This is a genomic window from Bacillus cereus group sp. N21 (assembly GCF_016483395.1).
GTDB lineage: Bacteria > Bacillota > Bacilli > Bacillales > Bacillaceae_G > Bacillus_A > Bacillus_A pseudomycoides.
The window spans coordinates 1-23,146 of the sequence record NZ_JAEHBX010000005.1; the positions used below are offsets into that span (position 1 = coordinate 1).

The window sequence follows — 23,146 nt, forward strand, 5'->3', positions numbered from 1 at the left end:
ATGTATATTTGGATTGGAACAAGGGTGGAACCACGAAAACACATTCGTCCCTTTTATAGGGATGAGTGTGTTTTTTTATACAAAGTTAATATTCGAAAATTAAAAATATAAAAAATATTCCTTGCTTTTGTATGATATGTACGTATAATAATTTAACAAATAGATATGAACGAAAAGTAGTGATAAGGACATGAGATAATTTTTACGGTTTGCAGAGAGGGAGGCCAAAGGCTGTGAGCTTCCTAACACGAGAAATAATCTTACCACCTTTGAACTTCAATAGTGAACGAGTAATCTAGTAATTATTGACGGTTTCAGCCGTTATCTGATCTTGAGCAATCCGAAGCGAATGTATATTTGGATTGGAACAAGGGTGGAACCACGAAAACACATTCGTCCCTTTTATAGGGATGAGTGTGTTTTTTTTATAAAATGTATTACTGAATTGAAAGGAGGTGCAGTGGAGTGAAACGAGTGATCCGAACGAGAATCACCATTAACTGCGCAAATAGGAAGAAGATAATGGTCAAGTAGTTTAAAAAATAGGAGGAGATTAAAAAATGAGCAATGTAGTACATGTTGGAGTATTAGGACTTGGAACAGTAGGGAGCGGTGTCGTTCATATTTTGGAAGATCACAAGGAGAAAATAAGTCTTGATACAGGATATGAAGTAAAGGTAAAGGCAGTGGCAGTACGTGATGTGGAAAAAGAACGAGATGTTTCAATTGATGGAATCATGATAACAAATGATGCAGATGAAATTTTAGAAGATCCCAATATTGATATCGTAGTAGAGGTGATGGGTGGAATTCAAGAAGCAAAACAGGCTATTATAAGGGCGTTATGTAATAAGAAACATGTCGTAACTGCAAACAAAGATTTAATGGCTGTATACGGTAATGAATTGTTAAAATTAGCGAATGCAAATGGTTGTCAGTTGTATTATGAAGCAAGTGTAGCTGGAGGAATTCCAATTTTAAGAGGACTAGTAGACGGCTTAGCTTCTGATCATATTGAAAAGATTATGGGAATTGTAAATGGCACAACGAATTATATACTAACAAAAATGAGTCAAAATGGTTGGTCGTATGAACAGGCGCTTCAAGAAGCTCAAAAGCTAGGCTTTGCAGAATCAGATCCGTCAGCAGATGTAGATGGACTGGATGCTGCACGAAAGGTAGCTATTCTTGCAAACTTAGGATTTTTGATGAATGTTTCTTTAGATGATGTACATGTTCGAGGTATTCGAAATGTAGAAAAAAAAGATTTAGAAATGGCTGGGAAGCTAGGTTTTACTATGAAGCTAGTCGGGAAAGCGGAGAAGCAAGGTTCAGCTATTAATTTAAGCGTAGCACCTACTTTATTACCGAGTCAGCATCCACTATCCAGTGTGAATAACGAATTTAACGCTGTATATGTACACGGTCATGCGGTTGGTGAAGTTATGTTTTATGGGCCAGGGGCTGGAAAATTGCCAACAGGATCTGCTGTAGTAAGTGATATTATTTCAATCGTTAAAAATATGAATCAAATAGTGAAAAGTCAAGGTGTGTTAAAAGAGTCAGTGCCTTATACACTAAAAGGGGATGAAGAAGTTGTCTCGAAATATTTTTTACGCATTTTATTACGTGATGAACCAGGGATGTTTCGCAAAATCACAGAATGTTTCGTCAATGAATCGATTAGCTTAGAAGAAATTGTGCAACTTCCATTAAATCAAGAGCTTGCGGAAATTGTGATTGTGACGCATCAAACTTCAAAGTACCAATTCGAAAAAGTTTTAACATTACTAGAGAATGTAGCAAATGAAATAAAAAGTTATTACGCTATTGAGGAGGAAAAACAATATGTATAAAGGATTATTAAAACAATATGCTTCATATTTACCAGTGAATGACAATACACCAGATGTAAGCTTGATGGAAGGGAATACACCACTCATTCCACTTCTGAATATTTCTAAAGAATTAGGGATTCATTTGTATGGAAAATATGAAGGTGCTAACCCTACAGGATCTTTTAAAGATAGAGGGATGGTGATGGCAGTTGCGAAAGCAAAAGAAGAAGGATCACAGGCAATTATTTGTGCATCAACAGGTAATACATCAGCAGCGGCAGCGGCATACGCTGCTCGTCTTGGGCTGAAGTGTATTATCGTTATACCAGAAGGGAAAATTGCTCATGGGAAATTAGCACAAGCTATTGCGTATGGAGCAGAGATTATTTCAATTGAAGGAAACTTTGATGACGCACTTCGAACTGTACGTCAGATTGCAGATGAAGAACCAATTACATTAGTAAACTCTGTTAATCCATATCGAATTGAAGGACAAAAAACAGCTGCGTTTGAAATTTGTGATCAGTTGCAAAAAGCACCAGATGTCCTTGCTATTCCGGTTGGAAATGCAGGGAATATTACGGCATACTGGAAAGGTTTTTGTGAATATGAGAAAGAAAAGGGATTCAAGAAACCTAGAATTCACGGTTTTGAAGCCGAAGGAGCAGCTGCAATTGTAAAAGGTCATGTCATTGATTCACCAGAAACAATCGCAACTGCAATTCGTATTGGTAATCCAGCAAGCTGGTCCTATGCTGTAGAAGCAGCAGAGCAATCAAACGGTGAAATTGATATGGTATCAGACGAAGAAATCTTAAGTGCCTATCAGTTGCTAGCAAAAACAGAAGGAGTTTTTGCAGAACCAGGGTCAAGTGCTTCTCTAGCAGGTGTAATTAAACATGTTCAAGCAGGGAAAATCAAAAAGGGAGAGACAGTTGTTGCTGTATTAACAGGGAATGGTTTAAAAGATCCTGATATTGCTATTGCCTCTAATCACTTAGAGATTGCAAGTGTTTCAAACGATATGGAACAAATAAAAGAACATATTAAAGGAGTGATTGTTTCGTGATTCCATTTAAAGTTCGTGTTCCAGCTAGTACGGCAAATGTAGGTCCGGGTTTTGATTCTGTTGGAATAGCATTATCATTATATTTGGAAGTGGCTGTGAAGGAACAATCAGCTCATTGGCATGTTATACATTCATTCGATTCTTCTATCCCAAATGATGAGAGAAACTTAATTGTAAGTACAGCACTTAAAGTATGTCCTTCGTTATCTTCCTATATGATAGAAGTTACTAGTAATATTCCACTTACGCGAGGATTGGGGAGCAGCGCATCAGCCATTGTAGCAGGAATAGAACTTGCCAATGAACTTGGAGAATTACATTTAACAACAGATGAGAAAGTTCATCTTGCTACAAGTTTTGAGGGACACCCTGATAATGTAGCTGCTTCTATTTTAGGAGGTACTGTTATTGGCGCGATGGATGGGAATCATGTATCTGTTGTTAGAATAGAGAGTAAAGAATTAGGTGTAATCTCTCTTATTCCTGATGAAGAATTAAATACAAATAAAAGTCGTTCTGTATTGCCAAAAATATTTCAGTTTCATGATGCTGTTCGTGCAAGTGCAGTCAGCAATGTTTTAGTAGCAGCGTTATGCCAAAAGAAGTGGGAAATTGTTGGTGAAATGATGGAAAGAGATCAATTTCATGAACCATATCGTTCACAGCTTGTCCCATTTTTACCCGCAGTTCGGATGTATGCGAAAAAGTTTGGAGCATATGGGACAGCACTTAGTGGGGCTGGTCCATCTCTTTTTATATTGACTCCATATGAAAAACGCGAGGAAGTTGCTGAACAATTAGCAAAAGTGTTTCCGGCGATGCAAGTTTGTGAGCTGGAAATTGATCATGAAGGAACAGTTGTGAAAAGGGAACAAAGTGCTGGTAGAACAGAAGAGAAGTATAGTATATAGATAAGGGATTAAAGAAGCGAAGTCTCTTATATAATAGACATAAAGGAGTCGAACTCTTTTCTTGTTTTAGGTTGGTGTAGTAACAACCGTAATACAAGAATTTTGAGACAGGCTTCTTTTTTATGCTCTTTGCCATATTCCTGTAACAAACCACCTATATATTCAGTGGTGGAGGTGCAGAAGATGAAAAAAATGATGACAATATGTCTTCTTACAACAATGACAATTACGGCTGGATGCAATTGGACACAAAAAAATGTTTCACAGGAATTCAAAGCAAAAAAAGTAACATATAAAGATTTTACGTATGAGGTTAATCCAGAAACGTTTGCTTTAACGATAGACCATGATGGAGTGAAGGAGCAAGCATCACAGCCTTTACCGAAAATGAAAGTATCAAAGTTGAAAAAAGATGATACACATACATCATGGGAATATCCTGATCAGAAAATAAAAGTGAATTTAGAAAAGAAAAAAGATCATGTAGATATTGCGATTGAATCTACAGGTGCAGAAAGCTTTACTTGGCCAAAAGTACAAGCTGAAAATTATACACTTCCTTTATGGGAAGGTAAGTATATTCCGAGCAATGATGAAAATTGGAAGAAATTCTTAAAGGATGAAACGTATTCATTTGCGGAATCATTTTCAATGAAATTTTTTGCATTAAATGGTTCGAAATATTCCATGGTATTTGTTGCAAACAATATGTTTAATAATGAAGTTGAATTTCATTCTGATCCGAAAATTGGATTTGATTTTACCCATGAATTTCCGAGTATTAACAAAAATAAATCATACGGTTTTCAACTGTATGTGACTGATAATGATGCGGTGAATATTGCAAAATTGTATAAGAACAATATTGTAGAGAAAGGTGAATTTAAAACATTACAAGAGAAAGCAAAACAAAATAAAGAAGTTGAAAAGTTATACGGAGCAGCTCACTTTTATTTTTGGAATCAAAATGCTTTATCGCAAAGTAATATAGATTGGCCAAAACTAAGACAACAAATCAATAGTCCTATATTTGGGTGGATGAAAGAACTGATTCAAAAATATAGTAAAGAGCCTGGCGAATTAAATGTATTTGATCAAATTAATAAGCAAGATTTTATTGATAAGTATCAGGAAAATGTTGTTTTACGTTATATAAATGAAGTGTTAGGAATGAAGGAGTTTTATAAAGAAGATATGTTTCCGAAAGTTGATGATGAGGCAAATCAATTATTGAAAAAAGGCGTAGATCACTTAACTGAAACGGAATTGTATAGTTTAAATAAACATTTGTTAAAATCAACACTTGGTGATGCAGTTGAGGATGTTGACAAATGGGGTAGTGCAGATGGAACGAATGTATTAAAAGAGATGGATGAAGCTGGTATTGAACATGCATGGATTGGACTGCCGAACTGGGAACAAGGATTCATTCAACCGGAATTTGTGAAGCTAGCTGAGAAAATGGGATATTTAGTTGGTCCATATGATTCTTATCATTCCATTCATGAAAAAGGCGATAAAAATTGGAATACAGCTTCCTTTAAAGATCCTTCACTATTTGAAGATGCAACGGTTGCCAAAAAAAATGGTGAGAAAATACAAGGATTTCTAGGAAAAGGTCGTAAATTAAATCCGACATTATCTTTACCTAGTGTGAAAGAACGAGTTAGTGGCATATTAAATAATGGTACCCCATTTAATTCATGGTTTATTGATTGTGACGCCACAGGGGAAATTTATGATGATTATTCTCCAAAGCATATTACAACACAAGAGCAAGATTTAAAAGCACGTTTAGCACGAATGGATTATATAGCGAAAGAAAAAGGTATGGTTGTTGGTTCTGAGGGTGGAAATGATTTTGCAAGTCAAGTGATTGCTTTTGCACATGGTATTGAAACACCCGTTATTAAATGGGCCGATGAAGATATGAGAAAGAATAAGACAAGTCCATATTATGTTGGGGGTTACTGGTCGCCAAATCAAAATGTTCCAGAAAAGTATGCAAAACAAGTACCAGTGAAGGAAGAATATAAACAAGTGTACTTAAACCCAGTGTATTCAATACCTTTATATAAATTAGTGTACAATGACTCTGTCATTACAACTCATCATTGGGAATGGGGTAGCTTGAAGGTAAAAGATGAAGTCGGAAATCGTATGTTATATGAACTATTGTATAACGTTCCTCCTTTATATCACTTAGATGAAGTTGAATGGAAGAAGCATAAAAATGAAATTACACATCATTTAAAAACATGGGAAGCATTTCATAAAAAAGCAGTAACAGAAGAGATGACGAATTTTGCATATCTTTCAAAAGACAAACTTGTGCAAACAGCTTCCTATGGAAAGGACATAAAAATAATTGTAAACTTCTCTGATCAAGATGTAAAAACAGAAGATACAGAAATACCAGCAAAATCGGCTGTTATTTTTGACGAAGGTAAGAAAATGATTTACAAACCTGAAATAAATAAACAGTGATAAATGTAGCAGGTTCCCACTGGTATGGTAACGAAAGTGCTAAACTGGGGGGGGGTTTTTACTAGTATACAACGGAATTGTAAATTTTTTGAAATTATCATTTGATGTCTTTTAAAATCCAACACGAGAGTATAATGTGAAATGAAATACATATTGATTTTACTTCTTTACAACGAAACCTTACAAAAATGTAAGGTGAATGAAATGAAATTCAATATGAAGATTGATAGACATGGAGTATACTAGGAAAAGAGAAAGAGAGGAGAATAGACATGAGCTCTGAATTAGAACAAAACACAAGAAGTAAAAAGAAACGTTCTAAAAGAAAATCTGTGAAGTGGTTCATTTTGATTCCATTTTTACTACTCATTTTTGGTGGAGTAGGATATGGTTCGTTTTTATATAATAAAGCAAATGCGGTTGTAAGTGATGCGTATGCAAAAATTGAGAAATCAACTAAACGCGATAAAGAGGTTGAACCGTTAAAAGATAATATTTCTGTTTTAATTATGGGTGTTGATGGAAGTGATATTCGAAAAGGACAATATGGAGAAGCTGTTCGTACGGATGCGCTATTATTGGCAACAATTAATAAAGATGATAAATCAGTAAAATTAGTAAGTATTCCACGTGATTCTCGCGTGTATATTCCATCAAAAAAGAAATTGGATAAAATTACGCATGCCCATGTATTTGGTGGAGTTGAAAGTACACGGGATACAGTAGAGAGATTTTTAAATGTTCCAGTTGACTATTATGTGAAATTTAACTTTGATTCCTTTGTGAAAATTGTAGATTCACTTGGTGGTATTGATGTGGATGTACCAGTTGCATTTACAGAACAAGATAGTAAAGATCAAGCAGGTATGATTCATTTAGAAAAAGGTTACCAACATTTAAACGGAGAGCAAGCTCTTGCGTTAGCACGAACTCGTAAAATTGATAGTGATGCAATGCGTGGTCAAAGACAACAGCTCGTTATTGAAGCAATTGCGAAAAAAGCAATGTCTGTTCAATCGATTAGTAAATTAGGTCCCCTTTTAGATGCAGTTGATAGCAAAATGAAAACAAACTTAACATTTGATGATATGCTTTCCATTACAAGAAATATGGCCGGAACTGATTTACAGATGGAGAAAATGCAAATAGAAGGTACGGATAAACGTATCGGTGGTATTTATTACTACATTCCAAATGAAAAAAATGTGCAAGACATTTCTAAAAAGTTAAATGAACATCTAGGTGTTACGCCAAAAGCAGCACGAAACTAATTGTAAAAGGTTGGCGCCTGGCCAACCTTTTTTGATTTATAATATATATGGGTAGTAAATAAGTCAAAATATTATTGGAGTTATTTAAAAATGTTTACATATATAATAAAATGCATATATATAGTTAGCGAGGAATTACGAAGTACACGAATTAGGGTGAAACTTCCTTTGTATACAGTTTGTTAATGTTCATTTTAGAAGATTGAAAAGAAATTGAATAGATATACTAATATGAATGGAAGAATTATATAAGATTAATAGAAAGGAATTTAATAGAATGGGAAATGTATTTAATGTAAAAAGCATTATAGTCACAATAGTGGCTGTTGTTGCGATCGCAGTGGGGTATTTTATGTTTCAATCAATCACATCACCAGCTAGGGCAGTAGCAAATCAAGCGAATTCTTTACAGCTTGCAAGTGAGCAGTCAAAAGTGGAGATGAATAAAACAGCACCAAGTCAATTTAATGGTCAAGTTAGAAAAGTTGCCTACCTCACATTTGATGATGGGCCAGGAAAATATACGGCTGAACTACTTAATATATTAAAACAAAATGATGCGAAAGCAACATTTTTCTTAATCGGTGCAAATGTAAAACAATTTGCAGATTTAGTAAAGCGTGAGAAAGCAGAAGGTCATTATGTGGGCATGCATAGTATGACACATGATTCTAAAAAATTGTATACAAATGGCGAGTATGTGAATGAAATGAAAGAAGATCAAGGCTTAATAGCAAATATTATTGGAGAATTTCCGAAATTAACACGTCCTCCGTACGGTTCTATGCCTGGTTTAAATGAAGCGCTTCGTAATAAAGTAGTAGAAGATGGCTTAAAAGTTTGGGATTGGACGATTGACTCTTTAGATTGGAAATATAATAAAATGCCTGTTGATGCTGCTTCAGCAAAAATTGTTGAAAATGTAATTACAGGTGCAACGAATCCTAAAGAAGTTATCTTAATGCATGATATTCATCCGCAATCTGTTGCAGCAGTACCGGCAATTATAAAAGGATTAAAAGAAAAAGGTTATGAATTTGAAGCGTATCATGAAGGTGATCACTTCCCGTTGAATTTTTGGCATGACAAACGTATGTAACATAGGAGGAAAAGAAGTTGGGTTATAGAAAATTAGCACTAGTTGGAGCATTATCAGTAGGATTATTATCAGGTTGTTTTGGCGAAAAGCCAGAAGAAAATCTATTTGTTGCATTTGAAAACGCAGCTAAACAAGAAAAGTCATTGTTTGAAGATGCGAAAAAATTAGAGACGCTGGAAAAACAAGGCCAGGAATTATATGCTCAAATTATAAAAGAAGGAAAAGAGCATAATGAAGCTGTTGCCCCAAAATTAGACCAAGCAGTTTTAAATGTGGGCGAGCGTGAAAAAATATTAAAAAATGAAAAAGATGCATTAGAGAAAGCACAGAAAGAGACGAACTCAGTTCAAAGTAATGTAGAGAAAATTGAAGATAAAAAAATACAAAAACAAGCGAAAAAAGTAGAAGAAGCTTATAAGAATCGTTATGATGCTTTTCAAAAAATGAACGAAAGCTATGTGAAATCAATGGCGATTGAAAAAGAACTTTATGCGAAGTTAAAAGTAAAAGAAACAAAGTTAAAAGAAATCGGTGAGAAAGTGAAAGCTGTAAATCAATTAACGGAAGAAATGCAAAAAGAAAAAGAGAAGTTTAATGGATATACAAAAGAGTATAATGAAGGAAAACTAGCATTCTATAAGGAAGCGAAAATCAAGGTTAAGGAACAAAAATAAAGTATATAAATCCAAATTAAAAAACCGACATAAATCCTTTCTTTTTAGGGGAGAGAGCATCCGGCCATGCATAGAAGCGGTCAGATCATCTTCTTGCCCTATGCCAAGTGAAAACAGAGAGAGAAAACGAGTGCAAGTCACCTTTTTTCTTCGTAGCAGCGATTTATATGTCGAAAAATCAAAGTGGATTTATATAGTATGATGTTAGGTAATACATAAATTTAAGGTGTAAGGCTCAAATGCGAAAAGGTAATGAAATACCTTAATCAAATAATATAGACAAAAAAGCTGAAAGACATTTAAATTATAATGTTTTTCGGCTTTTTTAACTTGTAGGACAGAAAAGACTGGAAATGAAATTCTAAAAGAGTTATAGTTTAATGTTTAAGGAGAAAAAAGATGTTTAAGAAAAGAAATGATGAACATCATATAAGTAAGGAGAATGAAAAATGACATATGAATTTTTACTCAAATTAGGTTTGGCACTCTTTTTAGGTTTATTTATAGGGATTGACAGGCAACTAAAGAATAAACCACTCGGTGTGAAAACAAGTATGGTCATTTCTGTAGCAAGTTGTTTAATTACGATGGTTTCGATTGAATCTGTGAATGTTTACTCTTCACCAGGACATACAAATATGGACCCAATGCGTTTAGCAGCACAAATTGTAAGTGGTGTTGGTTTCCTTGGAGCAGGTGTAATTTTAAGAAGAAATAATGATGTGATTTCAGGATTAACAACAGCATCAATGGTTTGGGCAGCATCTGCTTTAGGGATTGCAATTGGGGCAGGTTTTTATATACAAGCAATCATTGCAATGATTCTCATTATATTAGCTATAAATGTATTGCCACACCTTGTTAAAATAGCAGGTCCTTATTCTTTAAGACAAAGGGATTTAGCGATTAAAATTATCGTAAAAGAGCACCGAGAATTAGATGGCATTTTTAAACAAATTAAAAACTTAAACATGCAAGTGAAACGCGTGAAAATTAAAGATATTGATAGTGAATCTCAGCAATTAGAAATGGTTATATTAGCACCTGAAGATTTATATACAACCGAATTATACAGTTCCTTAAAGGAAATTGATCATATTGTTTCGGTTGAGGTTGAAAGTAGATAATTATAAAGTTTAATGAGTGAAACAAGGTTAAATCAAAAAAGGGTGATGAAATTCACCCTTTTTTATTTGAAAAGTATTGTTTTTTTACACTATTATGAGTAGTAATAACCATCCTTCAGTTTTAGAAAAAATAAAGAAGTTAAGCGAATGATGAAGAACCTCCCATGATTAAAATTCCACTTTATCAGTAGGGAAAACAAGACCGATTTGTTGTCTAGCCTCCTTCATAATTTTTTTGCTCTAACCTTGAATAAACCGCTGTAAGAGAAAAGTCTTGTAATATACGTGAATCTTCGATAGATCTAGTTGTGATTGTATTTGTTCCAACTATTCTAACTTTAAAATGTTTTTGATATGAATTGCCATAGGAAATTAATTATATAGGGAAGAATGGGAAATATTAAATGATTTGCTTAATTGATATAGATGCTATGTTACCCTTTGGTATAATGAGGGACAAGAGGGGGAGACGAAATGGATATAACAATTAGAAAGGCAACAGAAAAAGATATAAAAGGGATCGCAAAAGTGCATGTTGATAGTTGGAAGATAACATATAAAGGAATAATATATGATGAAATCATAGACAATGCAACGTATGAAAGTCGGGAAAAGCAATGGGAAAATATCTTTAAACAAGCGGTAGGAAATGAATATAGGTATGTGGCAGAAACGTTTGATCAGAAAATTATAGGATTTATTGATGGTGGTCATGAAAGAACAGGAAAGTATAATTGTGACGGAGAACTGTATGCGATTTACTTATTGAAAGAATATCAAGGAAATAAATTAGGAAAGAGATTATTTCAAGAACTTGTGTCAGAATTTATAAAAAATGATATGTCTTCTGTATTAGTATGGGTTGTTTCTAGTAATCCTTCTAAGCTTTTTTATGAAAAATTTAGACCAGAACTTATTGATACAAAATTTTTGGAAAGATTAGATGTAGAAGAAACGGCATATTGTTGGAGAAATATTAAAAGTCTGTATAAGAGCTTAACATAATAAAATATGAAGTTTTCAGCTTACGAATGTATTTAGCCCATGGGAAGGTGTATTCAGACTAGGACTTTTATTCCAGAATTAAAAAATGCATATTTTTACCAATAAATACCAAGTATAAAAGGTGTAATTTTTAAACATTTTAATATATAAAGGAGGTGAACGGTAATGGCTAGAAATCGTAATTCAAATCAGTTAGTATCAAACGGAGCACAAGCAGCTCTTGATCAAATGAAGTATGAAATTGCACAGGAATTTGGTGTACAACTTGGAGCCGATACTTCTTCACGTGCGAATGGTTCTGTAGGTGGTGAAATCACAAAACGCCTTGTAGCTATGGCAGAACAACAGCTTGGTGGCGGGTATACTCGTTAATTTAAGGCAGTATGAAAGAAAGGAAGAATTCTTCCTTTCTTTTTTGTATAGTTTTTACTAAAACAAAAGTAAGTTTTCCATTTAATAGCACGAATATACTGTTGTAAGGATTGGAAAAATAGAAGTAATGCTATGATATACTCCAATTTCTTTTGTTATATAAGTTGAAAAGCAGACAAAATGTGATAGCCCTGATGAAATTTAAAAATGAATTTCATCAGGGTTACTATATGGAAAGAAATACGTGAGGAAGGGTCTCGAAATCAACATGCTAAAAAAAGAAAACTGTTGTTTAATTGCACTTGCATCTGTTCCACTTGTTATGACATTAGGAAATTCCATGCTAATTCCAATCCTTCCGACACTTGAAAAAAAACTCCATATCTCTTCTTTTCAAGTATCCATGATTATTACAATATATTCTATCGTTGCTATTGTATTGATTCCGATTGCTGGGTATTTATCGGATCGCTGGGGACGTAAAATGGTAATGGTTCCAAGTTTGTTAATTGCAGCTATCGGTGGTGCAATAACGGGTTGGGTATCATGGAAAGTGGAAAATCCATATGTTTGGATTCTAATTGGAAGAGCGATTCAAGGGATAGGTGCTGCTGGAGCGATGCCAGTTGTAATCCCATGTGTTGGCGATTTATATAAAGATGAAAAACAAGTAAGTACGGGATTAGGGATTATTGAAACGTCAAATACATTTGGGAAAGTGCTAAGTCCAATATTAGGTTCTGCTCTCGCAGCAGTAGTATGGTTTTTACCATTTTGGGCCATTCCAGTTTTATGTGCTGTTGCTATCATCTTATTATTACTGTTAGTAAAAGCAAAGAAACAAGAAAATCAAGCACCACCTTTCAAAGAATTCATTCAATCAATCGGTTCAACTTTCCAAGAAAAGGGAAGATGGTTAGTCGCAATTTTTGCATTAGGTGCTATCATTATGCTCATATTATTTGGAATTCTTTTTTATTTGTCTACGATATTGGAAGAGAAATATAACATTCATGGAATCTGGAAAGGCTGTATACTTGCGATTCCGTTGCTTGTATTATCAATAAGTTCATACATGGCAGGAAAGAAAATCGGTGATGACCAAGATGTTATGAAAAAATGTATATATATCGGATTTATATTAGCAGCCGCGTCTGTTATACTTCCATTATTTTTAAAAGGCATTTACTTGTTAATTCTTTGTCTTGTTGTTATGGGAATGGGAATCGGGATTGCTTTACCGTGTTTAGATGCTCTTATTACACAAGGAATTGAAAAAGAACAAAGAGGAACTGTTACCTCTTTTTATAGTTCAATGCGTTTTACTGGTGTAGCAGCGGGACCACCTCTGTATGCTTACTTTATGAAGGGGACAGATCATGAAGTATTTTATTTAACCTGCATATTTGCAGTTGCTGGAGCAATTATTACAATTGTGTGGATTAAGCCTAAAAAGAATAATAAACCTTTAAATTCAGTTCCGGAACCTACATCTTAATTCAAAATTTTATAAGAGATATCAAAAAATCCATCTGCAAATGATTGCAAATGGATTTTTTAATATCTCATTTCAACCTGTTAATTCTCTTTCGTATGATCAACATAGCGATCATAATCAGGTATTGCCAGTTAATCAAAATTTTCAACAAGTTTATTTAGGCCGGCTGTTAATGGCTTACCGGATATCGGAATTCCATATAAGTAACTGCTCCTTTTATGAACATTATACAAGAAATACAACTTTAATTATTGTTTAACAATTACCTATAAAGTGAAACTTTAATCAGTGGGGGTTTTCTTCATCCCCCACTGATTATTAGTTGAACCAATCGGGCTTTTACGGGCAGTTCATCCCCCTCCTAACTTCTTTGCTTTTGCCAAATTTTGAGGTGGGGGTCTTACTGCCCGTTAATGCGGGATAAATATACTGAACCGTTATACTTTCTTTTCTAAAAAATGAGTTGTTTTAGCATGTAAAGAGCAACTCCCCAAATAATAACCCCTGAAATTTTATTTAGAATTGCAATTGAGTTTCCTGATGAATTTAATTTTCCAAGCACGTGCCCTGCAAATGCTAAGCCAATAAACCAAAGCCAAGAAACTATAATTGTTGTAAAAGCAAAGGCCCATTTTTCATTGCCTACATATTGAATAGAGTTTGTGCCAATGACGCCAATTGTATCTAAAATTGCATGAGGATTCAATAAGGAAACAGAAGCGGCAAAGATAATTTGCTTTTTGATAGTCATCGTTTTTGCTTCAATCGTCTCTTTTGTAGAATCACTTTTCCAAATCATCCATCCCATATAAATCAGAAAGAAAAATCCAATTACATAAAGTATTGTTGTTAGCCATGAAAAGGTCAGAAGCATAAGTGATACACCTTGTACTGCAATCAAAATTAAAATTGTATCGCAGATTGATGCGGTTAGAACAACTGGTGTAGCCCGTAAAATATTTGGCTGACTAGCACCTTGGTTAAAGACAAAGACGTTTTGTACACCTAATGGAATAATGAGTCCAAACGCAAGAACCATTCCGTGAAGAATTGCTTCAATCATTTTATTTCCTCCCATATAAATTACTGAAATATGATAGTGTATATTGTATAGAAGAAAATCGAAATTGTATCCATCCATATGGTTGGATAATAAACCAACCAAAAAGAAGTGAGGTGATAAAATGGAGCGATTTGACTGGAAGCCAAATGGATTCTCTCCGATTCCCTTATATAAACAAATTGAGGAATATATAAAAGAGAAGATTATAAATGGAGAATGGACGATTGGTACAAAATTACCGTCACAGCGAGCTTTTTCACAAGCATTTGAAGTGAATCGAAGTACAATTATAATGGCTTTAGATGAATTAGCAGCGCAAGGATTGATTGAGGGAAAGGGTAGAAGAGGAACAATTGTGAGAAACGATACATGGAGTGTATCAACTTTGGTGCCTCCTCCTAACTGGAATTCTTATGTAGAAACAGGTGTTTATTATCCGAATCTTCCTACCATTCAAGAAATTAATGAAGCCGAATTTTATCCACATATCATTCGATTGGGTACTGGTGAACTTTCACCAGAACTTTTACCTGAAAAGAAAACAAAGCAAATCATGAAAGAACTTTCTCGTGGGAAAATTCCTTTAGGATATGAGGAACCAAGAGGAGACTTCAAGTTGAGAGAACAAATAGCCACGTATTTACAAAAATATGATATTTTTGCATCGCCGGCATCTATATTAATTGTTTCGGGAGCAATTCAAGCACTGCAACTTATTTCGATGGGACTTCTATGCAAAGGCTCATCCATTTTACTTGAAAAACCATCTTATTTATACTCCCTCAATGTTTTTCAATCTGCAGGAATGCGTTTGTTTGGTATTCCGATGGATGAAAATGGGGTTCAGCCATCACTTATTTCAAAATATAAAAGACGATTCAATGGTTCAATTTTATATACTATTCCGTCTTTTCATAATCCAACAAGTCTTGTCATGAATGAACAAAGAAGGCAAGACGTTATGAAAGTATGTAATGAAATTGGATTACCTATAATTGAAGATGCCGTGTATCAAGATTTATGGCTTGATTCGTCTCCACCAAAACCATTGAAGGCATATGATACAAATGGGATCGTATTACATATTGGAAGTATGTCAAAAGTCATTAGTCCGGGTTTAAGAATCGGCTGGGTTGTTGGACCAGAACCAGTCATTAAAAGATTGGCAGATATAAAAATGCAAATGGATTACGGCTCGAGTTCGTTATCACAACGAGTTGCTGCAGAATGGTTTGCAAGTGAGTTATATGAGAAACATATACAGCAAATACGAATTGAGTTAAAAAAACGGAGAGACTTTATGCTTGCAATGCTAGAGAAATACTGCAGAGATATAGCAACTTGGCAAATACCAAGCGGTGGATTTTATATTTGGCTACATATTGAACAAAACATTTCGATGCGGGAGTTGTTTGAAAAAGCATTACAAGAAAAAATTCTACTCAATCCTGGGAATGTGTATGATAGAAATGCAAGCCAATATTTACGTCTTTCTTATTCATATGCCTCAATGCATGATATAGAGAAAGGGATTGAAATGGTTGCGAGATTGATAAAGAATCTCTCAGTATAATAATCACAATTTTTAGAAGTGAAAAATGATATCATAAATACCAGTAATTGAAAAAGGAGAAGAAATATGAAACAATATGTCATTTGTCAGGTTATCGATGGAACAAAGTATTTAGCTGCCTATGCAGAAACAAAACAAGAAGCGATTGAAAAAGCAGAATTATTAGGATTAAGGACGGGAAGCCGCTACGTTGTTGTTACTGCTGAAGAAGCGGAGGGATTACAGTATCCCTAATTGTTAAGCTACTAAAATAGAGAAAAAGAGTGAATCTAAGATTCGCTCTTTTTTCATATTTGTATAAAATTAACTTCAAATATCATTTCTTTGTTTCTAAGATAATACTATACTTATTTCTGTATATTATAATATTTCGTTTGAAAACAGTAATAAGAATGCTGTATGAGCTTATAAGTATTATTTTAACCATAGAAAATACATAGATGATAGAGGAGAGAATAAAATGAATGAAGTAAACATACGGCCTAAAAAAAGGTCTAAGTATCGTATTATGTTAGGAACGTGGTATTACTCTGTAAAAAGGAATATTCAATGGTTAACGGATGGGAAAAAGTATGCTAAAACTTTTCAACAAGAAAAGTTACCTTGTACTGTTATACAGCATCGAACAATACTGCTTCGTAAACTTAAAGATGTAGATATGTGGTATCAAGAGAATAAAATTATTAATTTGAAAATCGCTATTAAACAGTTAAATGGTGTTGTAATTAAGCCGGGAGAAACATTTTCTTATTGGCGTTTAATAGGTAAGACTACAAAGAGAAAAGGGTATGTAGAAGGAATGGTATTGCATTATGGTACTTTTAAACCAGGAGTTGGAGGTGGGCTTTGTCAACTTTCAAATTTAATATACTGGATGACATTGCATACAACACTAACCGTAACAGAGCGATATCGTCATAGCTATGATGTATTTCCTGATTCAAAGCGTACACAGCCGTTTGGAAGTGGTGCGACTTGCTCCTATAACTATCTTGATTTACAAATAAAAAATGAAACAGATCAAGCTTATCAACTTCATCTTTACGTGACAGACGAACACTTAGTAGGGGAATGGAGAACAGCCTATCCTCAGCTTTACCAATATGAAGTATATGAAAAAGAACATGCAATTAAGCCAGCGTATTGGGGTGGCTATATCCGATGTAATGTCATACATCGCAGAGCGTTTAATCAACAAAAACAGTTTGTTGAGGATCAATATGTAACGGGAAATCACGCAATAATGATGTATGAGCCACTTCTGGCTTATAGTAGTGGCAAAAGTGAGGAGTAGTACTTTATGAAGAAGCCTAATAAAATTTTAATTTTACGGGTAGTTAATCTTACCTCTAACATCTTTACTTTCGTCGGACTTTGAGTTGGAGGTATTATTGTTCGTAAGTAGTAGGATAAAACATTTAGTTTATTAGGCTTATTTCTTTTTTATGATTTAGTGGTCTTACAATATCCATGTGAAAATAATGAAAAAAGTAAATGAATACAGTAAGAAGTATTTTTCTAAGGATTCTATGGATAGTGATGCTAATTTCTTTTTCAAATTCGATTCCCGTTTCTAAATCGATTAATATATGTTTTGAAATTCCAAGACTGTAAAAATTTTTCGGCAGCGTTAAAACCAGACTGATAAAGCCATTCTTTTTCATCAGTAGTTAATTGGAATTTTGTACTTGTAATTGTTCCAGTTGGAATTGCAATGGTTCTTACTTTCGATTCTTTATCTAGATGGCGTAAGTCATGTGCTTGCATCATCGTTTTGAATAAGCCTTTAAACATCGAGATGGGATCTTCATAAGGAACAGGTTCAGCTTGTATTTCATTTTTTACAAAATGAAAGCCAAAAGTTGGCCAACGGGGTATATTAGGTGAGTCAAAAATCCAAATTGGATAATTGCTAAGAAGACCTCCATCAACCATATAACAAGGTTGTTTCCATTTAGGTGTTTTCCATTTTACTGGTTCGAAATAGAAAGGGATAGTACTGCTCATTCTAACAGCTTTTGCGATAGAGAAATCTTGATTTGTAAATCCATAGTTTGGTAAATCATCAGGGAAAATAACCATCTTTCCATTACTAATATCTGAGGCAATGATTTTTAAGTTTTGTGGATTAGATAAGTCGCTAAAATTATGAATCCCTTTTTTGTGTAGTAAGTCTTCTAACCATGTTTCTAAAAAAACATTTGAATAAATCCCTAATTTAGCCCATGCATTTAATCCCTTTCCTACAAAAGGAATTTTATCAAGTAAAGTTTTTTTTATAAATTGATGATAATTAACGTTACTAATAATTGTTTTTAATTCTTCACAAGAGTAACCTGCTGCCAGAAGGGCTGCAATAATAGCTCCAGCTGATGTTCCCGCTACACGTTCACATTCATAGCCTTGCTTTGCTAATGCACAAATTGCACCAACATGTGCAATTCCTCGAACGCCGCCACCTTCAAAGACACCATCGATTTTCATAGGAATAATTCCTTTCAAAGATTGGATTTTCCGTATAGCAAAAAAGCACGTGATTCACGTGCTTTTTTACAATAGTTTTTAAAGCTACTTAGCAACCGATGAAGCCGCCACAGCAGCTAGCTCCAATGATGATTAGAAGGATGAATAAAACGATTAATAAAGCGAAACCGCCGTAACCGCAACCACCACCATAACCGCCACCACAACTGTAGCCGTAACCGCCACCATAACCATAACCCATATGGAATGCCTCCTTAAAATAAAAGTTGAAATAAAGAAAAATGAACAATTTGAGGATCTGCTATAAGGAATTATGAAAGATCGTGTTTGTAGGAACACTGTATACTATGCTGTTTTAAACTTATTCGCGTCCTAGGGATAAGCCCGTTTTTTTGAATAACTTATTTTGACTTTTTAGGATGAAGGATGTACTGTATGTGTGTTATGATACGGATAAGCACATTTACGTAAGGAGAAGTTATGAGAAACCAGATTGATTTATTAATTGATAAATATGATTTAACACATATAAAACCAGAACTATTAGCTACTATATTTCCATGTGTAAAAGTTATTCCGAGACAAGAGGAGTCACTTTCAATTGGCTGTTCAAAGATGGGGGGAATGCCTGATGTTCCATCTACATTTGAATACCCAACTTATGAAGGGAAAGCATTAGATTTTATTGCACAATTCAATCTAGCTGACCTACAAGGCGTGAACATAGAGCATGACTTACCTGAAACAGGTATGTTGTATTTCTTCTATAATGGCAATTATCAATATGATGGTACTTGGCGTGTTCTATATTATAACGTTCCGCTAGAACAATTACAGAGGATAAGTGATCAACCATCAAAGTATACACAATGTGCATTATCATTTAAGCTAACATATAAACTCCCTGAGCTATTTATTGAAGATGAAGCTGATTCGGATCGTTTTCTACAACTATTAGAGGAGTTAATGCCAGATCATTATGATAATCATCAAGTATTTGGTGAACCGTTCTCAGTGCAAAGAGAAGTATTTGAGGAGGCTGGAGAATATGCTGGTATTAATGATCAGGATATGACATTGTTATTCCAAGTTGACTCTGACTATACAAATTGTAATATGATGTGGGGAGATTTAGGGATGCTGTATTTCTGCATTGGAAATGAAGATTTAAAGCAACGTCGTTTTGAAAATACATGTTGTGTATTGCAGTCTTGTTAGAAGGAAAAGCAGTAGTTAATTCTTATTGAAGAGTTTACTGCTTTTCTTTTATGATATATTTTTTTAAAATTCGATATTTAGTGATGATAAAATAATGATTAATAAATATGCACAATCCCATATTTTCTTTTTGAAAAAGTATTGTATACTTTAAAAATATATGAACATTTTTTATGATTTTAAGTAGAAGGGCGTGACAAGATGAGATGAAGAAATCAAACAAGTACTTAACAGCTGTCGCACTTTGTTCAACGATTATGATTGGTGGTTTACAAGTTCCAGCAGTATCTTATGCAGCTACAAATGAAAAAGTAGACGATATAAAACCGGATACCAAATTATTAAAAAGTTTCCAAAAAGAATTAAAAAAACATATTGATAATCGTGAAGAAAATATTACAATCACATATAAAACAAAAGCTAAGAATGGTAGAGAAGTGATGGATACGCTCTATAAAGAGTATACTAAGATAGTAGATGCAGATGAGTACTTAAAATACAATGTAGCAAGTACAAAATATTCAATTCGTGGTATACCAGGAAATTATACTTTTACATTAAGAATTACATATCGTGAATCAAAAGAACAAACGCAACATGTAAAGGCGCAAGCAAAATCAATTATAAGTTCTATTTTGAAGGTTGGCATGGATGAGCATGAAAAAGTGAAAGCAATTCATGATTATGTTGTGAAACATGTTTCATACGATACTTCCTATAAAGCTTATACGGCGTATGAAGCGTTGGTGAATCGTTCAGCGGTTTGTCAAGGATATACATTATTAACCTATCAATTATTAAAAGAAGCAGGTATTCAATCCCATATCGTAACTGGGATGGGGGATGGGCAAGCGCATGCCTGGAATCTAGTGAATATCGATGGAAAATGGTATCATCTCGATACTACGTTTGATGATCCGGTTCCAGATAAAGAGGGACGTGTAACCTATTCATATTTTAATATGTCTGATGAACAATTCAGTAAAGATCATAGCTGGGATCGGAGTAAATATCCGGCAGCAACAACAAATTATTATAATGAATTAACAAGTAAAATCAAGGTAGGAAGTCCAAAAACACTGGTATATCAGCAAATGTTAAAAGATACAAATCTTGTATATTTATCTGCTAAATATGGAGCGGATAACTACAATGAATTAAAGAAAAAATTACAGAAGCAATTTGCAGGACAACCTAAAAAAGTAGAAGTGCGCTATAAGCGGTCTATGGATGGAACGATGCAAGATGTTAAAAAAGTATTAAATGAAATTTCTTGGCCAAACGGAGTGAAACGAGTTTCTTATCAAGTAGCTCCATATAGTGCGCAAGCTGATTATTCATTGGCGACGATTACATTTAGGTATTAATGAAAAGAGTATCTTCCGTAGATACTCTTTTTTCTTAGTTGTTAGTAGAAAGAGAAGCTAAAATAGCTAAGTCATATAAAATGAAAATTTAATCAGTGGGGCTTTCTCCATTCCCCACTGATTATTAGCCCTCACCAATCCGGCTTTTACGGGCAGTTGATCCTCTTTGCTTCTGCTGAATTTTGAGGTGGTGATCTTACTGCCCACAAATAGAAGAAAACTATTATTTTTAGAATGGATAACACATAATTAAAACCCTATTTATTGTAAAGTTATGTTAAAATCATCAAAAATAGGAATCAGGTGAATGATGTGTCTTTATTTGAAAATGATATATTTGCAATGATTTACTTGTGCGTCATGATAGGTCTTATTGTGTTATTTGTCGTATCTTTCACTCTTTTCATTCGGAGATTACTAATAAAATCTTCTACAAAAAATGTTCATTCCGATCAGATAGAGAAGAAGCTCGATAAAATTATAGAATTACTTGAAAAAGATAAAAAATAATTAAATAGAATAGGTGAAGGATATATTGGAGGAGTTAAGATGGCTGATTATATTAGAAAATTAAGAACAAAAGTAGGGCATGATTATGTAATTTTGAATTTTTCTGGCGGCTGTGTTTTTAATGAAGTAGGTGAAGTGCTTCTTCAAAAAAGAGGGGATAATGGTGCATGGGGATTTCCTGGCGGGGCAATGGAAATTGGAGAATCGGCTGAAGAAACTGCAATTCGAGAAATAAGAGAAGAGACTGGGTATATGGTGCAAGTGGATGAGCTTATAGGCGTATATACAAAGTATTTTCATACATATCCGAATGGAGATCAAGCACAGACGATAGGAATGTTCTTTAAATGCTCCATAATTGGTGGAAGTAAAATCATAGATGGAGAAGAAACTTTAGATTTACAGTTTTTCCCGTTAGATCAAATGCCTGTACTATTTAATGAACAGCATAAGGATTGTTTGCAAGATATTCTGAAAGAGAAAACAGCTGTATATCGTTAATAAAATAATATTTTAACAAAGTCTGCAAAAAAGAAGCCAATATAAATTGACTTCTTTTTTCTTTATATGTTTATTTCCACCAATCATCAAACATTGATGCCGGTGTTTGTCTTTTATGTTCACTTACTGTATAACGTTTTTCGATTTTTTCTGCAACGTCTTCAGGAACTGCTTTTCCTTCTAAGTAATCATCTAGTTGATCGTAGGTAATGCCTAATTCTGTTTCGTCAGCTTGACCTGGCTTTTCGTCTAATAAATCAGCTGTTGGCATTTTTAAGTAAAGACGTTCTTCAGCACCTAATTCTTGTAATAAAGCTCTTCCTTGACGTTTTGTTAATCCTGTAAGTGGTAGAAGGTCAGCACCGCCATCTCCAAATTTTGTAAAGAATCCTGTTACAGCTTCAGCAGCGTGATCTGTTCCGATAACAAGAAAACCTTGTTGTCCGCCAATTGCATATTGTGTGACCATACGAATGCGAGCCTTGACGTTTCCTTTATTGAAGTCTGTTAATGACTCTCCTAATAAGTCTTTATATTGATTTGAAAATGCATCAACTGTTGATGCAATATCAAAAGCAACAGATCGATCTGGCTGAATGAATTGTAACGCTAATTGTGCATCATCTTCATCTTTTTGCACGTGATATGGAAGACGTACAGCAATAAATGTTGCGTTGCCTCCTTCATTACGAACTTCTTCAACTGCAAGTTGTGCTAAACGACCTGCTAGTGTAGAATCTTGTCCACCACTAATTCCAAGCACAAATCCTTTTGCGCCGGTTTTCCTTAAATAGTCTTTTAAAAAATCAATTCGTTTACGAGTTTCTGCCTTCGGATCGATTACAGGTTGAACATGTAGTGCTTTCATAATTTGTTCTTGTAATGTCATTATGTTTTCCTCCTATTCATATAGAACGAGCGATAAATATTTATGTACTGATTCATAAAGTGAAACTTCCATCTGCGGGGAGGTTTCATCCCTCGCGGATGGTTAGTTGAACCAATCGGGCTTTTACGGGCAGTTATCCCCCACCTATCTTCCTAGGCCCTCTCTGAATCTTGAGGTGGGGGTCTTACTG

The 23,146-nt window shown here is 34.2% G+C and carries 22 protein-coding genes and 1 other annotated feature; of the genes, 18 read left to right on the forward strand and 4 right to left on the reverse strand.

Going from position 1 to position 23,146, the window contains the following annotated elements; all coding sequences use genetic code 11:
- Positions 1–170 precede the first annotated feature (170 nt).
- Positions 171–404: a binding site (T-box leader), on the forward strand.
- A gap of 156 nt (positions 405–560) precedes the next feature.
- The 11 genes from JDS96_RS03995 (at position 561) to JDS96_RS04045 (ending at position 13,351) form a co-directional block, all read left to right on the forward strand.
- The gene (locus JDS96_RS03995) at positions 561–1,856 is read left to right on the forward strand and encodes a homoserine dehydrogenase (protein ID WP_199666134.1); all 1,296 of its coding nucleotides are present in this window, start codon (positions 561–563) and stop codon (positions 1,854–1,856) included.
- Entirely contained in the window at positions 1,849–2,907 is a 1,059-nt protein-coding gene (thrC, locus tag JDS96_RS04000) for a threonine synthase (protein WP_199666136.1), read from the forward strand. The genes JDS96_RS03995 and thrC overlap by 8 nt, the downstream gene beginning before the upstream one ends.
- Complete coding sequence (gene thrB, locus JDS96_RS04005; protein WP_199666138.1) at positions 2,904–3,818, forward strand: homoserine kinase; 915 nt, start codon at positions 2,904–2,906, stop codon at positions 3,816–3,818. The genes thrC and thrB overlap by 4 nt, the downstream gene beginning before the upstream one ends.
- Before the next feature lie 183 nt (positions 3,819–4,001).
- Positions 4,002–6,305 (forward strand): glycoside hydrolase, encoded by a 2,304-nt coding sequence (locus JDS96_RS04010; RefSeq protein ID WP_016114540.1) that lies wholly within the window; start codon positions 4,002–4,004, stop codon positions 6,303–6,305.
- 272 nt (positions 6,306–6,577) lie between these two features.
- Entirely contained in the window at positions 6,578–7,576 is a 999-nt protein-coding gene (locus tag JDS96_RS04015) for an LCP family protein (RefSeq protein WP_003197007.1), read from the forward strand.
- A gap of 277 nt (positions 7,577–7,853) precedes the next feature.
- Positions 7,854–8,675: a peptidoglycan-N-acetylglucosamine deacetylase gene (locus JDS96_RS04020; RefSeq protein WP_018765438.1), complete on the forward strand. Its 822-nt coding sequence runs from the start codon at positions 7,854–7,856 to the stop codon at positions 8,673–8,675.
- A 17-nt stretch (positions 8,676–8,692) separates the two neighbouring features.
- Positions 8,693–9,349, forward strand: coding sequence for a YkyA family protein (locus tag JDS96_RS04025; RefSeq protein WP_003197013.1), 657 nt, complete (start codon positions 8,693–8,695; stop codon positions 9,347–9,349).
- 449 nt (positions 9,350–9,798) lie between these two features.
- Complete coding sequence (locus tag JDS96_RS04030) at positions 9,799–10,476, forward strand: MgtC/SapB family protein (protein WP_199666140.1); 678 nt, start codon at positions 9,799–9,801, stop codon at positions 10,474–10,476.
- Positions 10,477–10,950: 474 nt separating this feature from the next.
- Positions 10,951–11,481: a GNAT family N-acetyltransferase gene (locus JDS96_RS04035; protein ID WP_003197016.1), complete on the forward strand. Its 531-nt coding sequence runs from the start codon at positions 10,951–10,953 to the stop codon at positions 11,479–11,481.
- A 165-nt stretch (positions 11,482–11,646) separates the two neighbouring features.
- Positions 11,647–11,853 (forward strand): alpha/beta-type small acid-soluble spore protein, encoded by a 207-nt coding sequence (locus JDS96_RS04040; protein ID WP_003197017.1) that lies wholly within the window; start codon positions 11,647–11,649, stop codon positions 11,851–11,853.
- Between the two features lie 268 nt (positions 11,854–12,121).
- Positions 12,122–13,351 carry a bacillibactin exporter BcbE gene (locus JDS96_RS04045; RefSeq protein WP_003197019.1) on the forward strand — a complete coding sequence of 410 codons (1,230 nt, stop codon included), beginning with the start codon at positions 12,122–12,124 and terminating at the stop codon, positions 13,349–13,351.
- Between the two features lie 451 nt (positions 13,352–13,802).
- On the opposite strand, the gene JDS96_RS04050 is transcribed toward JDS96_RS04045, so the two are convergent.
- On the reverse strand, positions 13,803–14,414 hold the full coding sequence (locus tag JDS96_RS04050) for a LysE/ArgO family amino acid transporter (RefSeq protein ID WP_018765440.1): 612 nt from the start codon (positions 14,412–14,414) through the stop codon (positions 13,803–13,805).
- Positions 14,415–14,535: 121 nt separating this feature from the next.
- Here JDS96_RS04050 and JDS96_RS04055 point away from each other — a divergent pair, with 121 nt between their 5' ends.
- From JDS96_RS04055 to JDS96_RS04065, 3 genes are all read left to right on the forward strand, one after another.
- Positions 14,536–15,987 carry an aminotransferase-like domain-containing protein gene (locus tag JDS96_RS04055; protein ID WP_199666142.1) on the forward strand — a complete coding sequence of 484 codons (1,452 nt, stop codon included), beginning with the start codon at positions 14,536–14,538 and terminating at the stop codon, positions 15,985–15,987.
- 66 nt (positions 15,988–16,053) lie between these two features.
- Positions 16,054–16,221: a DUF3933 family protein gene (locus JDS96_RS04060; protein ID WP_003197025.1), complete on the forward strand. Its 168-nt coding sequence runs from the start codon at positions 16,054–16,056 to the stop codon at positions 16,219–16,221.
- A 226-nt stretch (positions 16,222–16,447) separates the two neighbouring features.
- On the forward strand, positions 16,448–17,281 hold the full coding sequence (locus tag JDS96_RS04065) for a VanW family protein (RefSeq protein WP_018781341.1): 834 nt from the start codon (positions 16,448–16,450) through the stop codon (positions 17,279–17,281).
- Positions 17,282–17,541: 260 nt separating this feature from the next.
- Here JDS96_RS04065 and JDS96_RS04070 read toward each other — a convergent pair whose 3' ends face one another.
- Together JDS96_RS04070 and JDS96_RS04075 are read right to left on the reverse strand one after the other, a co-directional pair.
- On the reverse strand, positions 17,542–18,471 hold the full coding sequence (locus tag JDS96_RS04070) for a patatin-like phospholipase family protein (protein ID WP_199666144.1): 930 nt from the start codon (positions 18,469–18,471) through the stop codon (positions 17,542–17,544).
- 88 nt (positions 18,472–18,559) lie between these two features.
- Complete coding sequence (locus JDS96_RS04075) at positions 18,560–18,712, reverse strand: YjcZ family sporulation protein (RefSeq protein WP_098801711.1); 153 nt, start codon at positions 18,710–18,712, stop codon at positions 18,560–18,562.
- 239 nt (positions 18,713–18,951) lie between these two features.
- Between JDS96_RS04075 and JDS96_RS04080 the strand changes: the two genes are divergently transcribed.
- From JDS96_RS04080 to JDS96_RS04095, 4 genes are all read left to right on the forward strand, one after another.
- Positions 18,952–19,689 carry a YwqG family protein gene (locus tag JDS96_RS04080; protein WP_003197034.1) on the forward strand — a complete coding sequence of 246 codons (738 nt, stop codon included), beginning with the start codon at positions 18,952–18,954 and terminating at the stop codon, positions 19,687–19,689.
- Positions 19,690–19,895: 206 nt separating this feature from the next.
- Positions 19,896–21,056 carry a transglutaminase domain-containing protein gene (locus JDS96_RS04085; protein WP_199666146.1) on the forward strand — a complete coding sequence of 387 codons (1,161 nt, stop codon included), beginning with the start codon at positions 19,896–19,898 and terminating at the stop codon, positions 21,054–21,056.
- A 312-nt stretch (positions 21,057–21,368) separates the two neighbouring features.
- A complete protein-coding gene (locus tag JDS96_RS04090; RefSeq protein ID WP_033796073.1) occupies positions 21,369–21,566 on the forward strand; it encodes a DUF4083 domain-containing protein in 198 nt (65 codons plus the stop codon).
- Positions 21,567–21,605: 39 nt separating this feature from the next.
- Complete coding sequence (locus tag JDS96_RS04095; RefSeq protein ID WP_199666148.1) at positions 21,606–22,067, forward strand: NUDIX hydrolase; 462 nt, start codon at positions 21,606–21,608, stop codon at positions 22,065–22,067.
- Positions 22,068–22,137: 70 nt separating this feature from the next.
- On the opposite strand, the gene nadE is transcribed toward JDS96_RS04095, so the two are convergent.
- The gene (gene nadE, locus JDS96_RS04100) at positions 22,138–22,956 is read right to left on the reverse strand and encodes an ammonia-dependent NAD(+) synthetase (protein ID WP_199666150.1); all 819 of its coding nucleotides are present in this window, start codon (positions 22,954–22,956) and stop codon (positions 22,138–22,140) included.
- Positions 22,957–23,146 lie beyond the last annotated feature (190 nt).

Excerpts from the sequence above, each read along its gene's own strand:
- JDS96_RS04065 (WP_018781341.1), top strand. The coding sequence starts at position 16,448 with ATGAATGAAGTAAACATACGGCCTAAAAAAAGGTCTAAGTATCGTATT.
- JDS96_RS04050 (WP_018765440.1), bottom strand. The coding sequence starts at position 14,414 with ATGATTGAAGCAATTCTTCACGGAATGGTTCTTGCGTTTGGACTCATT.
- JDS96_RS04015 (WP_003197007.1), top strand. The coding sequence starts at position 6,578 with ATGAGCTCTGAATTAGAACAAAACACAAGAAGTAAAAAGAAACGTTCT.
- JDS96_RS04075 (WP_098801711.1), bottom strand. The coding sequence starts at position 18,712 with ATGGGTTATGGTTATGGTGGCGGTTACGGCTACAGTTGTGGTGGCGGT.
- JDS96_RS04040 (WP_003197017.1), top strand. The coding sequence starts at position 11,647 with ATGGCTAGAAATCGTAATTCAAATCAGTTAGTATCAAACGGAGCACAA.
- JDS96_RS04020 (WP_018765438.1), top strand. The coding sequence starts at position 7,854 with ATGGGAAATGTATTTAATGTAAAAAGCATTATAGTCACAATAGTGGCT.
- JDS96_RS03995 (WP_199666134.1), top strand. The coding sequence starts at position 561 with ATGAGCAATGTAGTACATGTTGGAGTATTAGGACTTGGAACAGTAGGG.
- JDS96_RS04060 (WP_003197025.1), top strand. The coding sequence starts at position 16,054 with ATGAAACAATATGTCATTTGTCAGGTTATCGATGGAACAAAGTATTTA.
- JDS96_RS04010 (WP_016114540.1), top strand. The coding sequence starts at position 4,002 with ATGAAAAAAATGATGACAATATGTCTTCTTACAACAATGACAATTACG.
- JDS96_RS04045 (WP_003197019.1), top strand. The coding sequence starts at position 12,122 with ATGCTAAAAAAAGAAAACTGTTGTTTAATTGCACTTGCATCTGTTCCA.
- thrC (WP_199666136.1), top strand. The coding sequence starts at position 1,849 with ATGTATAAAGGATTATTAAAACAATATGCTTCATATTTACCAGTGAAT.
- JDS96_RS04085 (WP_199666146.1), top strand. The coding sequence starts at position 19,896 with ATGAAGAAATCAAACAAGTACTTAACAGCTGTCGCACTTTGTTCAACG.
- JDS96_RS04055 (WP_199666142.1), top strand. The coding sequence starts at position 14,536 with ATGGAGCGATTTGACTGGAAGCCAAATGGATTCTCTCCGATTCCCTTA.
- JDS96_RS04070 (WP_199666144.1), bottom strand. The coding sequence starts at position 18,471 with ATGAAAATCGATGGTGTCTTTGAAGGTGGCGGCGTTCGAGGAATTGCA.
- JDS96_RS04030 (WP_199666140.1), top strand. The coding sequence starts at position 9,799 with ATGACATATGAATTTTTACTCAAATTAGGTTTGGCACTCTTTTTAGGT.
- JDS96_RS04095 (WP_199666148.1), top strand. The coding sequence starts at position 21,606 with ATGGCTGATTATATTAGAAAATTAAGAACAAAAGTAGGGCATGATTAT.
- JDS96_RS04035 (WP_003197016.1), top strand. The coding sequence starts at position 10,951 with ATGGATATAACAATTAGAAAGGCAACAGAAAAAGATATAAAAGGGATC.
- JDS96_RS04080 (WP_003197034.1), top strand. The coding sequence starts at position 18,952 with ATGAGAAACCAGATTGATTTATTAATTGATAAATATGATTTAACACAT.
- nadE (WP_199666150.1), bottom strand. The coding sequence starts at position 22,956 with ATGACATTACAAGAACAAATTATGAAAGCACTACATGTTCAACCTGTA.